Origin of the sequence: Vibrio sp. CK2-1, from assembly GCF_021726515.1 — a bacterium.
Classification (GTDB): Bacteria; Pseudomonadota; Gammaproteobacteria; order Enterobacterales; family Vibrionaceae; genus Vibrio.
In genome coordinates, this window is record NZ_JAKKCJ010000004.1 from 321010 (window position 1) to 335554 (window position 14545).

Here is a 14545-nt window from a genome sequence, read left to right on the forward strand (position 1 = left end):
TTAAATTTTAATCCTGTTTGAGATAACACAAAATTTAATCGCTTCTGTCCTTTTTTAGATAAACATCGACACTGAATATATCGGAATAAGCGAATAGGTGCGGTGATGGATACGGATAAGATAAAATGTGTCATCTTTGACTGTGATGGAACGTTAGTCGACAGTGAGCGTTTATGCTGCCAAGCGCTGGTAAACGTGTTTGCAAGTTACGGTGCAGAGATTAGCTTTGAACAATGTATGAACAATTTTCAAGGTGGGAAAATGTTCGATATATTGAAAGAAACCAGTCAAACCGCAGGCTTAAGTATTCCTATGGAAGTGCTAGAGCCGAAATATCGTGAACAAGTGAAGCAACTTTTCGATGAACAACTTCAACCCATCCCGCACGCCAAACAAACCGTCGAGTATTTGACTCAAAAAGGCATTGCAGTGTGTGTGGCTTCCAATGGACCGCAAAGTAAGATGCAACATTCTCTTGCGTTGACAGGAATGCTGCCGATTTTTGAAAACAAGATTTTTAGTGCTTTTGATATTAATAGCTGGAAACCAGAACCTGATCTATTACTGTTCGCTGCTATGCAAATGGGATTCTTGCTTGAAGAGTGTATGTTTGTTGATGATACTGAGAATGGCGTTTACGCGGGTATTAATGCGGGATTGAAGACGATTTATTATTCTCCCGTTGGTAGTGATATAGATGACCCACAAGTGACAACGGTTAAGTGCCTGACGGAATTGCAACGATGGTTTAGTTAACTTCCTTTTCAACTAAACCGCAGTAATAAGTCAGACTAAATTACGGAAAGGCTTTTACTTATAAGTACAGAGACTAGTGTAGGATAGACGCTGATTTCAGAAGGGGAACTTCTAAGTTAGTTGTTATCGTTAAACTGTTTTTACTCTTAATTGGAACTGGCCCACACTCAACACAGATCAATACATCCTGATCTTCTGACAGCAAAAATTCATCACTCGAACAAATTGGGCAGCAGCTAATTTCCGAATCCTCGTAAAGAGAGGTATCGTTGTTGTTTTTCTTCATTATAAAACCCTCTTTTATCTTCATACAGTATGAGCCCATCAAAAGATGTCTGCATAAGTTTCCTGTTACTGAGCCGTAATAAAGCGACTGGTTTACAGCAAAACACCCTCACTTTTGCACTCAGGTACATTGTATTAAGATAAGTGTCGCAAAAATCAAATAGCCAAGGTTAGCAGTATACTTAACTATGATTCGAAATGTTTATTTAATCACCAGATCATACCAGTCATAAAAGTCACTCGGGTATAAGGAATAATATGAATTTTTTAGCGCACTTACATATTGCCGAATATTGCCAGAGTGATTTGGCCGGAAATCTACTTGGTGACTTTGCAAAGGGTAATCCGGAAGGGAAGTATCCTAGTCATGTCGTTGATGGGATCCGCCTTCATCGGTTTGTAGATAGATATACAGATACTCATCCATTAATACTGCAACAAAAATCCCTATTTGACCCTCAAATTAAACGATTTTCACCGATTGCATTGGATATGTTTTGGGATCATTGTTTGGCTTGTGAATGGAGTGAATTTCACCATCTTTCACTTAGTGATTTTGTCGAGCAGTGTCGTTCTTTCTGCCAATCACAAACCTATGAAGTACCTGACAATTACCGAACAACGATGAGTGCCATGTGGCGTGGAGAATGGTTGCTGTCCTACCAAGATATTAATAGCACTTTATACGCCCTTGAAAGAATGTCACACCGTAGCCCTAGAATGGGCCCTTTAAATGATTGTGGTGATGTTTTAATGGCAAATTATGAAGAGTTACGTGCGGTGTTCTTGCAGTTTTATCCCGATGTTCTGAACAGCAGCAAAAGATTCATCGATAAACATCAACAGCCGTGAGCTTAAGTTTGATAGAATGAACACCTCAGTTTAGTTTCATTTTTTATCTATCGTATTAGGCTCTCTATGTCGTTCGCAACCTTAGGTTTATCTCCCCAAATTTGCCAAACCTTATCGGATCTTGGTTTTAAAACGCCAACAGATATTCAGCAACAAGCCATTCCCAAAATATTAGAAGGCAAGGACGTGCTTGCTAGTGCACAAACCGGCACCGGCAAAACGGCTGCCTTTGGTTTGCCTATCATTCAACAATTGTTAGATAGCCCTGATTTAGGTGCAAACAATGATGCTGCTGAACCTGAAGATCTTCCGCAGACAAAAACGCGTGGCGCAGCCGTTAAAGCACTGATTTTGACACCGACACGGGAGCTCGCTCAACAAGTCTACGATAACCTTGAGTCTTATAACCAAGGTTTGAAAATTGTCGTGGTTTATGGCGGAACCAGCATGAGCGTGCAAACTAAAAACTTAAACGTTGGGGCTGATATTGTGGTGGCGACTCCTGGCCGTTTACTTGATCACCTTTTTGTTGGCAATTTACACCTACAGCAAACTCAAACACTAGTACTTGATGAAGCTGACCGCATGATGGATATGGGGTTTATGCCGGATCTACAACGAATCTTGCGTCGAATGAGCCAAGAAAAGCAGACGTTATTCTTCTCGGCAACCTTTACTAAGCGCATTCGAGAAGTGGCTTATAAACTGCTAAATGATGCGGTTGAGATTCAAATTGCTTCGGAAAATAGCACTGCAGAAACCGTGGAACAAATAGTCTACCCGGTGAATAAATCGCGTAAACGTGAGCTTCTGTCTTATCTTATTGGCTCTAGAAATTGGCAACAAGTTCTGGTGTTCACGAAAACAAAGCAAACTTCGGATGTATTAGCCAAAGAACTCAAGCTAGATGGCATTGAGGCGGCTTCTATCAATGGTGATAAAAGCCAAGGAGCAAGACAAAAAGCATTAGATGATTTTAAATCAGGCAAAGTAAGAGCGTTAATTGCTACCGATGTTGCGGCGCGCGGATTAGACATTCAGCAACTACCGCACGTGGTTAACTATGAATTACCTTTTCAAGCGGAAGACTATGTTCACCGAACTGGAAGAACTGGACGAGCAGGAGAGAAGGGCCAAGCAATTTCTTTAATGTGCCCACAAGAGCAATATTTATTAGATGCGATTGAAACCTTGCTTGATACACGTCTACCTCAACAATGGCTGCCGGGCTATGAGCCAACATTTGAAGAAGAGGAAACTCAAACTAAACGCCGTAGTCGTTCTTCAGAAAAGAGAAAGCTAAAAGCAAAATTGAAGATACACAGCTCTCGAGGTAAACGTCGATAATAGCTATTGCTTATTGATATCTATTGCTTATTGATATCTATTGCTTACCACTACCCATCGGATTCTTTAGGTGGTGGTACAATAATCTCATCTAAACAACTCGGTGATTCAATATATTCATTGGCAATATACAGCTGACTTGCCAGTAGTCGGCTAAATTGTTGCCAATGAGCAAATAGCGCAGATTGACGATCGTCAGATTCAAATGCGTGCAACATTAAAGGATCTAACGTACTTGCCGCATGAGAATACATTGAAGCTTGCCAACGTAACGTCCTAGACGTAAGTGGGGAGTCGGGATGATCTTGTTTAAACTCTTGTATTAAACCATCAATCAGTTGGTTATTTTTACGACTTGGCTCTAAGAAGTAGTTCACCATATTCTTTTCTTGTCGAACCGCGTCGGCGAGGAAAGTAATGGCACGTGAATCATGTAAGCTACAAGCTAGAACACGATTCATTAGCATATATAACTGAACATTTGCCGGTAGGTTTTGTGGCAGAGAGTCAATGATGTATTGAAAGTACTCCTGAAAGTATTGGTAGATGTGATCACTAATATGCTGCCAAATTTTCTCTTTGCTACCAAAGTGATAGCGCAACAAGCTATGAGATACATTAGCCTGCTCACTAATTTGACGCAGAGATACTTTTTTATAGCCATACTGACAAAAAAGCTGTGCAGCAATTTTCAAAATGGCTTTTTTGGTCTGCTCGGCTTCTTGAGCGGTGCGGCGGCCTTGTTTTTTTTCAGTGACTGAGTTCAATGTACTACCAACATCGTTATTTAGTGTTTAATCAACCAGTATTTCTTTGCCATTATATACCCAAGTAAGAAAATTCTTCAGCTATTTCGCGGGTAGATGAGCTATAAGTCATAGAGTTAAACAAGGTATAGAGCTAAATAAGGCATAGCATTAAAAAATGAAGTAGGTGTGAACGAGCCTACTTCATTTATATTCGCACCTATCTATTCCACCTAGTCCGCAGTAACAAAACGACGAATACGTTCGACTAAGATATCAACATCACTGGCTTGAACGTCATTGTGCAAAACAAAGCGAAGAGGGTTTCCGGGGCTAATAATAATGCCTTCTTTCTTCAGCTGAGATTGCATGGCATGTGTATCAATATGTGGCGCTAATTTAGCAAAGATAATATTGGTTTGTACGTGATCAACGTTAATATTAAAGCCTTCCAATTCAGATAAACCAATCGCCAATCTTTTAGCGTTATCATGATCGGTTTGTAGACGATTGACCTGTTCAGTTAACGCAATTTTACCCGCTGCCGCCAAAATGCCTGCTTGACGCATACCACCACCAAGCATCTTGCGAATACGTCGTGCTCTAGTGATGAACTCTTTGCTACCTAACAGAAGTGAGCCCACTGGAGCGGATAATCCTTTTGAAAGACAAATAGTCATAGAATCAAAATGACAAGCGATCTCTTTGATATCAACATTTAATGCCACAGCAGCGTTATAAACACGAGCGCCATCCAAATGGAGTTGTAGGTTATGGCGGTGAGTAAATTCACGGGCTTGGCGTAAATAGTCAAGCGGCAGTACTTTGCCATTGATGGTATTTTCCAAACTTAATAGCTTGGTTTGTGCAAAGTGAATATCATCCGGTTTAATCGCTTGCTCAAGCTTTTTAAAGCAAAGTGTGCCATCGGGTTCATTCTGGATTGGTTGAGGCTGAATCGAACCAAGTACCGCTGCACCGCCGCCTTCAAATTTATAGTTATGAGCTTGTTGACCACACAAGTACTCCTCACCACGACCACAATGAGACATTAAGCCGAGTAAGTTAGCTTGTGTACCTGAACTGGTAAAAATCGCGGCTTCAAAACCATGACGCTCTGCCGCCCAGATTTCTAAAGCATTAATCGTAGGGTCATCCCCATAAACATCATCGCCTACAATTGCATTTGCCATCGCGATACGCATCGCTTCCGTAGGTTGAGTAACCGTATCTGAACGAAAGTCCATATCATTTCCTTAAAATTAAATAGCTAAACTAAAAAACCACACAATTTTGCTTTACTTAAACAGGCTATGGTTTTTCCATCGGTGATCTCATCGGTTTTGATCCAGTTCTCAATATCATTTAATGAAACCTTAATGACATTAATCACTTCATCATCATCTGGTGACAACGATTGATTCGGAGATAAGCCTTTAGCAACAAATAGATGCTGAATCTCGTCACAGAATCCTGCAAGAGGAGAGCATTGTCCTAAAGGTTCAAAATGTTGAGCGCTGTAGCCGGTTTCTTCAATTAATTCTCGTCTCGCACATTCTATTGGGCTTTCATTATCTTCAATGGTTCCGGCTGGAAGTTCTAAAATCCATTTATTTAATGAGGGACGAAATTGTCGCAGTAATAAAATATCACCGTCATTCGTGATAGGTAGAATAACCGCCGCGCCAGGGTGGATAATCGTGGTATGACGAATAGACTTGCCATTAGGTAGATCCACATCAATTTCAGCCAATTGAATATTTTTCCAACGGTGTAACACAGTATGGCTCATAATGATCTCTCTTAATGGGTGTATGTACTTGCGAGATTAAATGCAGGTTACCAAAAGGATTGATGGATTATACTGTCTATACCTGATTAAAATGAACAAGCTAATTGATCCATAATAAAAAAATGATTCACCTTTCGGTCAGAATAAGACAAAGTGTTAGTAAAGAAGTATTTAGAAGAGGGAAGCATGGAAAGCGCACAGAAAAGAACCGCCACAGAACGTTCATTGTTATCCGAAAGAATCAATAAATTGGTTCAAGCGCTGTCTGATGGTGTTTACGAGCGAGAAGACACCATCAGATTATGTTTATTGGCCGCGTTATCCGGTGAAAGTGTTTTTTTACTAGGGCCTCCTGGTATTGCCAAAAGCCTCATTGCTAAGCGCTTAATTCAAGCCTTTGAAAGCAATAGCTACTTTGAATACTTGATGACTCGATTTTCTACCCCAGAAGAAGTGTTTGGCCCGCTAAGCATTCAAGAATTGAAAGATAATGGACGCTATGTTCGCCTTACAGAAGGATATTTACCGACCTCACAAGTGGTATTTTTAGATGAGATTTGGAAAGCTGGCCCGGCGATATTAAATACACTACTTACCGTGGTAAATGAAAAAACTTTCAAAAATGGTAGTGATGTCGAGCCGGTACCAATGCGCTTATTAATTACTGCATCGAATGAACTTCCAAATGAAGACAGTGGGCTAGAAGCATTATATGACCGAATGCTAGTCCGTGTTTTCGTTAACCGTATTCAAAACAAGCAAAACTTCCACTCGATGTTAACGGTTGGTACTCCGCAAGAAGCGAAGATTCCAGAAGGGCTCGCCATTAAAGATGAAGAGTACTATCGTTGGTTAACTGAACTTGATCAACTAGAGCTATCTAACAGTACCTTTGAGCAACTTTACTACCTAAAATCTAAGATTGAAGCAAAAGAACAAGCATCCTCATCGACGGTAGCAGAAAGTGATTTATATGTTTCAGATCGTCGCTGGAAAAAGGCGGTCAAACTACTTAAAGCCAGCGCCTACTTTAATGGTAGAGATAGCATTAACGCGCTTGATTTGCTGCTGCTACAAGATTGCTTATGGAATTCGCCACAATCTCGTTTAATTGTTCGTGAATGTATTGCCGAGTTTGCTAGTGAGCAAGCCTATCATCAAGGGGCTTTACGAGCTCAAATTGAACAAAAGCAGAGTAAATTAGCCGAGTTGGATAAATCGTTCACTCAGCGATTCGCTATGGCTTTATCATCGGATGTAGAAGGGACGATTCGCCGCAAAAATATTTATCAATATGACTTATCAAAAGCTAAAAGATACCGCGTCGGTAATACATCGGATTTAGTTAAGCTTGTTCTATTAGAAACCAACATGTCAGTGACCAACCACGATACCGGTGATAGTCGCTGGGTTTACATTCCGTATAAAGAGCTAGAGCAAATTATTAAAGATGGCGGCGGGGAAGCGTATGGTTTTGTTAATAAAAAGACCAATCTATGCCGCTTCCAATTTGATGTGGATGTAGAGCAGCGTTTAGTGATTAAAGATATAGGCAACCGTGCAATCACCATTACACTGGCAACCGAGAAAGGTTTTGATCCTGATGTAGTGACACAGTGGCAATCAACAACCGAGTCGGTGGTGAAAGAATTGACTAGCCTAGATTTTGATGTACGTAAGGCTCGTGAAGCGTTTCACTCTAGTTTACCTCACAGCTTCTTGGATAAAGCTTTATTACTACAAATCGAAACAAGCATTCAAGAACTCACTCAGCTTACTGACGCGATCAAACAAAAAACCGATGAGGCGATGGAACAAGTTCATCGCCTGCAAGAAGCATTTGAGTAATGAGCGACTATCATGCTTGGAATTGATGCTTTAGATATTGCGGTTTTATTAGCCGATGCTGAAATGATTGAAGTGGCCTTACAAGATTTAATGGGCCGCTCTCAGTTATTGCCTTTGGTTGAGGAAAATAAAAGTGTGCGTGGGATGGTTAAATCGCAACTTAAACGCTGGAAAAGTAAAGCAGCCGCTAAGGTTGATAACATTCCCCATACCAAAGAAATCAAACAAGAATTGGCATTATATCAGGAAGTCATTCATTGGAGTGAAGCGGAATTTATAGCACAAATTGACACCTTGCTTGAGCAATTACAATCGTGTTCAGAATTTTATCCTGACGCTAAAAAAATCCTGTCATCCTCCAATGCTAAATTGAACCCAATGTTGCCACACTATTTTTGTCAGCAGTGGTATAACAGCATTGTCAGTAATGTTCAGCGTATTCAAGAGTCTCAGCTTGAAATAGAGAAACAAGAAGAACTCGAACAGCTGCGTAAACGTCTGGAAAACATAAAACAGATGGAACAGCTTTCACCTGATGAGGATGCTGGAACCATTGCAGGACGAATGTGGGACATGACCAATATCAGCTTATCAAAAAGCGATTGGTCCGTAATGAAAGAGCAGGCCGATTTTTTAAACAAGAATCCAAAGTTAAAAGATATTGCAGAGCAATTAGGTCGAATGGCCAATCAAAACGATCCTAATGAGCCGCCTAGTTATAGCGAGGGAATTCGTTTTGAAGAAGAAAACTCTCAACAAGCAACGGATGATATTGTTGGCATTCACGAAAGCGATGATTTGAATAAACTACTCCCCAATGAGCTGTTATTTCTTACCTACCCAGAGCTCGAAGTGGTTTTTTATAAACACCTGATTGATAAACGCCTGATGAATTACCAGATGGAAGGAAAAGCCCATTCATCGAAGAAAGTCACGGCAATGGAGCCGATCCCCGCTAAAGTCGAAAATGATACCGGCCCATTTATTATTTGCGTCGATGCATCTGGCTCAATGCGTGGCTTTCCTGAGCAATGCGTAAAAGCTATTGCCTTTGCGTTAATGCAGATAGCCTTGGCTGAAGATCGTGACTGTTATGTGGTGTTATTCTCTACAGACTACATCACTTACCAATTAACCAAACAAGATGGGCTAAGGGAAGCGAGTGATTTTCTTTCCTATACATTTCATGGTGGTACCGACCTAGAGCCTGCTATTTCAGAAGCAATAAAACAAATGCAAGGAGATCGGTATCAACATGCTGATTTGGTTATTTTGTCTGACTTTATTGCCCCAAAACAATCCAAAGCCATGATCCAGCAAGTTGAAGCACTAAAGCAAAAAAATAACCGTTTCCATGCAATAAGTTTATCAAAGTACGGAAACCCAGAATTGATGAATATCTTTGACCATGTATGGTCTTATACGCCTAGCTTGGGACAAAAATTGGTAAAGCAAAAGTAGGGTAGTCATCAAAGTTTATTAGCATTTTAGGGAGTTTGGTTGGATTTTTGAGCATTCAAGCTAAAAAGGTTAAATTTATTATTGACTCAATCGCTCAGTCCAGTAAAGTAGCAAACATTGTTTAAACAGCTGATTCTTTACTGTTTAATAAACTATTTACTAACATGGCAAATGCGATGTTAAAGATGGTGTCTTAACTTTTCATTTAACTGTTAAATGGTTAGGCGCATCGCAAAAGAATTGCGTGCCCTGGTGGTGGAATTGGTAGACACAAGGGATTTAAAATCCCTCGGCGTTCGCGCTGTGCCGGTTCAAGTCCGGCCCGGGGCACCATCTATATCAAAGGCTTACCGATTTCGGTAGGCCTTTTTTATTTTCCACATCTCAAAATGTCCTCTCGTAATCAAATCGAAATATTGTTGTCATTTAACATTCAAATATAACCTAGAGCATAGTGTTTTTATTATCCAAGGAAGATAGAACACAATGAACACTAAGTTATTACCTGTATTATCTGCATTAGCACTCAATCTCTCTGCTTTCCCTAGTTACGCACTTACGATAGATCTGGTCGGGCGTTATCAAACGGGAATTTATGGTGAAGCTGGTGCGGAAATTGTCGACTATCATCAAAGCACACAATCAGCTTACGTGGTTAATGGTGCGAAAAATCGCATTGATATTATTAAGTTAGATAACTTGGCTTCAGAAGCGATTAAAAATTCATATACCGCCAACACATTAAAAGCAAACCAATTAACCCTACCTAAAGAAGTGCTCACTGCAAATAATCAAACGATGCAACTAGGTGCGGCTAACTCATTAAGCATCTATGGTGACTGGTTAGCGGTGGCAGTCGCGAATAAAGAGAAACAAGAAAACGGTGCTGTTCTTTTCTATCAAATTAAAGCTGACCAACCAAAGCTGATTAAATCCGTTGAAGTCGGCGCTTTACCCGATATGGTGACCTTTACTCCAGATGGTTCAAAGGTCGTGGTTGCCAATGAAGGGGAGCCGACGAATGACTATCAGCATGATCCTGTGGGTAGTATTGGCGTGATTGGTTTCAATCATAACGGCCCTGTTGATACCGCTGTTTTACTTATGTTTGATAAGTTTGAAAAACAAAAAGAACAGCTGATAAAGCAAGGATTCAAATACGCGAGTCCAAAAGGGCATTCACTAGCACAAGATATTGAGCCAGAGTACATTACTGTCAGTGCTGATAGCCGTTATGCTTGGGTTTCCTTACAAGATAATAATGCTTTAGCTAAAGTCGATTTAGAGAAAAGTGATATTGATGCGATTTACCCATTAGGTCTGAAAGATTATGGCTTAGAAAAGAATGGGATTGATGTAAGCGATAAAGATGAGGCGATTAACATCCAACCGTGGCAGGGTGTCTATGGTTTATATCAACCTGATACCATTCATAGCTATACCGTTAATGGTAAGAGTTACATTGTCACGGCCAATGAGGGTGATTCACGAGATTGGTGGTTTGAGGCAAGTGATCAACAAGCCTGTATCGATGCCGGCGGTGAAAACTATGACGAAGAAGATGGCTGTCTAGCCTACAGTGAAGAAACGCGAGCTGCAAAACTATCGTTAGCCGACGATAACCCAGCAAAACAAAACATGAGCAAACAAGCACTTGGTCGTCTTAAAGTGACAAAAGCAATGGGAGATGACAATGGTGATGGTTTGTATGAGAAAGTTGTCAGTTTCGGTGCTCGCTCGTTCTCTATTTGGGATGAACAAGGGCTGCAAATTTTTGATAGTGGCAATGAATTTGCCAAAGTGATTGCTGAACGTTTTCCCGATAGCTTCAACACCAATGAAACTGAAAACAAAATGGACAATCGCTCTGACGATAAAGGCTCAGAACCTGAAGCGCTTGCAATAGGGGAAGTAGATGGCAAGACCTACGCTTTTATAGGCTTAGAGCGTATGGGGGGCATCATGATTTATGATATCAGCCAACCAAATCAATCTAAGTTTGTCGATTATCAGTTGAATCGCGATTTAACCGTTGATTTTGAAATAGACGACTCAACCCAACCAATTACTTTAAAAGGTGATTATGAGAAAGCGGGTGATTTAGCACCAGAAGGTATGCGTTTTATAAGTAAGCAAGAAAGCCCAACCAATCAGGCATTGTTACTGGTAGCAAATGAGGTAAGTGGTAGTGTGTCAGTCTACCAACTGAAATAAAATACCCTCAATATATTGAGCATATAAGTAAGCCTTGTGATCTCAAAACAAGGCTTTTTTTAATTGGTTAATTTGAAAAATATCAAAAAGTGACCAAATATGATTAGAGTGAAATATATCCAATTGCGCTAAGACATTAATTTCTTTTAAAAAGACACTTTAAAAGTCATGGTTATGTCAAATTCACTACAAATGGTAAATTCATAAAATATTCATAAGTGATTGATATAAAAGACTTGTCATGTAATTGCAATACAGCTGTACGCTCGAAAGTATTTGCACGGATATGTGAACTGGTTCAAAATTATCGTTTAGTGAGTAACTGGTAAGAGTTCTTCTAACATCTTATAGGGCAAAGACTGAACATGAAAGTCGTTGATATTATCAAGCACAAAACAGATTCTTTAGCGAAACATCAATTTGAATTAAAAGATTTGATGTCGCCAGTATTGAGAGAATACTGGGCTGATTTTATTAATCGTGCGAATTCTCAACAAATATTTCCTTGGCTGAAAGATCATCAAACTCCAGCGGTTAATGAAGAAGTAGCACCTACTGTCGTTCCTGATATAGAAATGTCACCGGAAGCAGAAGCCTTGTTTCTTGAGTTAAGTGAAAAGATTGACCAAGAAATTCATGTAGGTGACTGGATGTCTGTCGATCAAGACCGTATTAACGCTTTTGGCCAAATCACTGAAGACATGCAATGGATTCATACTGATGCTGATCGTGCGGCAACAGAATCGCCTTTTAAAACGACTATTGCACACGGCTTTTTAACGTTATCTTTATTGTCTCGTTTAACCGATAGTGTTGATGAGGAAAATCCTCCATTTCCAACCGCTAAAATGACAGTTAATGTCGGACTGAATGAAGTTCGCTTTCCTTACCCAGTTAAAGCCGGCAATAAGATCCGTGCTCGTAGTAAGCTTTTGAAAGTGACACCAATCAAACGTGGTTTAGAAATCGAACGTGAAGTAAAAGTTGAAATCGATGGTGTAAGACGTCCAGGTTGTGTCGTCGTATCGGTGATCCGTCTTTACTTTTGATTTAGATTTTTCAAATTTATTATATAGAATAGCGCCGATAGTATTGGCGCTATTTTTATTTAGAGAGGTTAATATGGCTCGTACCGCCGCGGCATTGCACATCTTAGTTAAGCATGAGTCTCAAGCAAAAGACATTCTACAGCAGCTTAAGAAAGGCGCTAAGTTTCAAGCATTAGCTAAGAAGTACTCAACATGTCCATCGGGCAAGAAGGGCGGTGATCTAGGGGAATTCCCTAAAGGTGCAATGGTTCCCGCTTTCGATAAAGTCTGTTTTAACGGAGAGTTAATTACTCCTCATTTAGTCAAAACCAAATTTGGCTGGCATATCGTAAAAGTACTTTATCGCACTTAATTATTCGATAGTTAAACAATAAAAAAGCGTTCACTCCAATTTGAAGTGAACGCTTTTTTGTATCTGAAGTAGAGTGCTTACGCTGCTGGGATCATAGGTTCTGGCATGCCAAGGAAATAACCCTGATACATATCGATACTTAATGCTCGCATGGTATCTAGCTGTTGTTGGGTCTCAATGCCTTCAATAACGGTTTGAGCACCGTAAGCCTTAGCGATAGCCATTGCTTCTAGGAGCTTGTCTTGTTCGCCTTTCATGTATTGATCTAAAAGCATGCGATCAATTTTAACAATGCTCGGGTTAATAAGATCAACACGCTCACTATTTGAGTATTCCGAACCGAAGTCATCAATTGCAATATCAAACCCATGTTCAGCCATTTTGCTAACTGACGCCTTCAGTTGCTCAATATTTTCACAATGAAACTCAAGTAATTCGAGTACGATTTGATCTGAGCAAACATTAAGCTTGTTGAGCTCTTTTAGAAAACGAACTTCATGCGGACAAGAGGGCTCTAAAGCTTTAAAACTATTAGGTAAAAAGTTTAAAAACAACTTAATTTGTTTGTGTTGAGAATCGACAAAATTATTGATATGTAAAATTCGACTAATAAGGTCTATTGCGCTTTTATCATCTTGATCTGGGTTTTCATCTGAAAAGTAGTAGCCTGGGCAGATGTGCTCACCAGATTCGCTTTTCATTCTTAGCAATGCTTCAACACCAACAATCGTATTTTCTTGATTAAAAATAGGCTGAAAAACACTACTCAATATTAAATTTTTATATCGTGCAAAGTGATTGCCACATTCGCCTTTAAAAAAAGACATGTCGAATTTTTTTGACATTGATTCAGATGCTCAATTACTACTAAAAATTGCGCTTAAGATACCAAATACAACCAATATCAGCTATCTATTTAATACTAGAAAAACGGTTTTTTAACTCAGATCAATATTGATTTTTAGAGAGAAAAATCAATTGAGCGGGGAATGTTTCACGTATGTTACCGCTCATCAAAAAAGTCTTTGTCGCGTATATATTTACTCATTAAATGATAAGAAAACGGTCTAATTAACCAGCTCAATAATGAACGACCTAATCGCAAGATTGTTGGGGTATTTTCATAAATACGTCCATTGTATAGCCACAGCATTTTTCCCACATGCCAATACATAAATGGAATAGGAGGTAGAAAGGTGACGATATCAATATCACAGCAAACACGAAATGTTCTTCTTGCTAACTGATAACGTCGTCGGAACCGCCACCCTCCGATGGCAGGCTGACCAAAGGTCACCACACGTTTTATGATATTCGGGTATTTGGTTTCTAAATAATCGGCAAACACTAAACCAATAGCACCGCCAGAAGAGTGCCCGGTAATACTAATTCGTTTACCTTGTTCAATCAGGGGAGTCAGTATCGTCTCTAAGCGAGTATAGACCGAGTCACCCAATCTATCGTCCCGATGAGAAGGCATGCTTTCTTGGTGTAATAAATGATAAAAGCCAGCGTGAATGGAATAAGGCAGTCCTAAGGTAGGAAGACAAGATTTATGCCACATTGCAAAGTTTAACAGCCAGTCGTTTATGCTATGCGAGCCTTTAATAACAACGATCACTTCTTCTTTATCTTTACACCACAATACACGGATTAAGGTTTTTCCTTTGGCGTTATAGATGATGCGTTGGCCATTGGGGTCAAAACCATACCGTGTTTGCTTAAAAACTCTAGGGTAGGCCAATTGGCAAAGAATGGCATAACGTTCGTACTGGTAGCGTTTGAGTGTCTTCAAATATAAAAATCATTGTTATTAAGGTAATCACTACCATGCCAAACAATG

13 protein-coding genes and 1 tRNA gene are annotated in these 14545 nt (G+C 39.9%); 9 read left to right on the forward strand and 5 right to left on the reverse strand.

Annotation, left to right across the window (positions count from 1 at the left end; all coding sequences use genetic code 11):
- Window positions 1–105: 105 nt before the first annotated feature.
- The 3 genes from yieH (at window position 106) to L3V25_RS12580 (ending at window position 3240) form a co-directional block, all read left to right on the forward strand.
- On the forward strand, window positions 106–756 hold the full coding sequence (yieH, locus tag L3V25_RS12570) for a 6-phosphogluconate phosphatase (RefSeq protein ID WP_237295774.1): 651 nt from the start codon (window positions 106–108) through the stop codon (window positions 754–756).
- Between the two features lie 543 nt (window positions 757–1299).
- Window positions 1300–1893, forward strand: coding sequence for an ACP phosphodiesterase (locus tag L3V25_RS12575; RefSeq protein ID WP_237295776.1), 594 nt, complete (start codon window positions 1300–1302; stop codon window positions 1891–1893).
- 66 nt (window positions 1894–1959) lie between these two features.
- Window positions 1960–3240 carry a DEAD/DEAH box helicase gene (locus L3V25_RS12580; RefSeq protein WP_237295778.1) on the forward strand — a complete coding sequence of 427 codons (1281 nt, stop codon included), beginning with the start codon at window positions 1960–1962 and terminating at the stop codon, window positions 3238–3240.
- Window positions 3241–3290: 50 nt separating this feature from the next.
- Here the strand turns inward: L3V25_RS12580 and L3V25_RS12585 are convergent, their stop codons facing one another.
- The 3 genes from L3V25_RS12585 to L3V25_RS12595 form a co-directional block, all read right to left on the reverse strand.
- Window positions 3291–4007, reverse strand: coding sequence for a TetR/AcrR family transcriptional regulator (locus L3V25_RS12585; RefSeq protein WP_237295780.1), 717 nt, complete (start codon window positions 4005–4007; stop codon window positions 3291–3293).
- Between the two features lie 212 nt (window positions 4008–4219).
- Window positions 4220–5233, reverse strand: a complete 1014-nt coding sequence (gene ltaE, locus L3V25_RS12590; protein WP_237295782.1) for a low-specificity L-threonine aldolase — start codon at window positions 5231–5233, stop codon at window positions 4220–4222.
- 23 nt (window positions 5234–5256) lie between these two features.
- Window positions 5257–5778 (reverse strand): NUDIX hydrolase, encoded by a 522-nt coding sequence (locus tag L3V25_RS12595; protein ID WP_237295783.1) that lies wholly within the window; start codon window positions 5776–5778, stop codon window positions 5257–5259.
- Window positions 5779–5964: 186 nt separating this feature from the next.
- On the opposite strand from L3V25_RS12595, the gene L3V25_RS12600 reads away from it, so the two are divergent.
- From L3V25_RS12600 to ppiC, 6 genes are all read left to right on the forward strand, one after another.
- Window positions 5965–7626, forward strand: coding sequence for an ATPase RavA domain-containing protein (locus tag L3V25_RS12600; protein WP_237295785.1), 1662 nt, complete (start codon window positions 5965–5967; stop codon window positions 7624–7626).
- 12 nt (window positions 7627–7638) lie between these two features.
- A complete protein-coding gene (gene viaA / locus L3V25_RS12605; RefSeq protein WP_237295787.1) occupies window positions 7639–9087 on the forward strand; it encodes an ATPase RavA stimulator ViaA in 1449 nt (482 codons plus the stop codon).
- 246 nt (window positions 9088–9333) lie between these two features.
- Window positions 9334–9420, forward strand: a tRNA-Leu gene (locus tag L3V25_RS12610).
- A gap of 153 nt (window positions 9421–9573) precedes the next feature.
- Window positions 9574–11301: a choice-of-anchor I family protein gene (locus L3V25_RS12615; RefSeq protein WP_237295789.1), complete on the forward strand. Its 1728-nt coding sequence runs from the start codon at window positions 9574–9576 to the stop codon at window positions 11299–11301.
- A 365-nt stretch (window positions 11302–11666) separates the two neighbouring features.
- Complete coding sequence (locus tag L3V25_RS12620; RefSeq protein WP_237295790.1) at window positions 11667–12350, forward strand: MaoC family dehydratase; 684 nt, start codon at window positions 11667–11669, stop codon at window positions 12348–12350.
- Between the two features lie 73 nt (window positions 12351–12423).
- Window positions 12424–12702: a peptidylprolyl isomerase PpiC gene (gene ppiC / locus L3V25_RS12625; protein WP_237295792.1), complete on the forward strand. Its 279-nt coding sequence runs from the start codon at window positions 12424–12426 to the stop codon at window positions 12700–12702.
- A gap of 77 nt (window positions 12703–12779) precedes the next feature.
- On the opposite strand, the gene L3V25_RS12630 is transcribed toward ppiC, so the two are convergent.
- Window positions 12780–13529: an EAL domain-containing protein gene (locus L3V25_RS12630; protein ID WP_237295793.1), complete on the reverse strand. Its 750-nt coding sequence runs from the start codon at window positions 13527–13529 to the stop codon at window positions 12780–12782.
- 176 nt (window positions 13530–13705) lie between these two features.
- Window positions 13706–14497, reverse strand: coding sequence for a lipase (locus tag L3V25_RS12635; RefSeq protein ID WP_237295795.1), 792 nt, complete (start codon window positions 14495–14497; stop codon window positions 13706–13708).
- Window positions 14498–14545 lie beyond the last annotated feature (48 nt).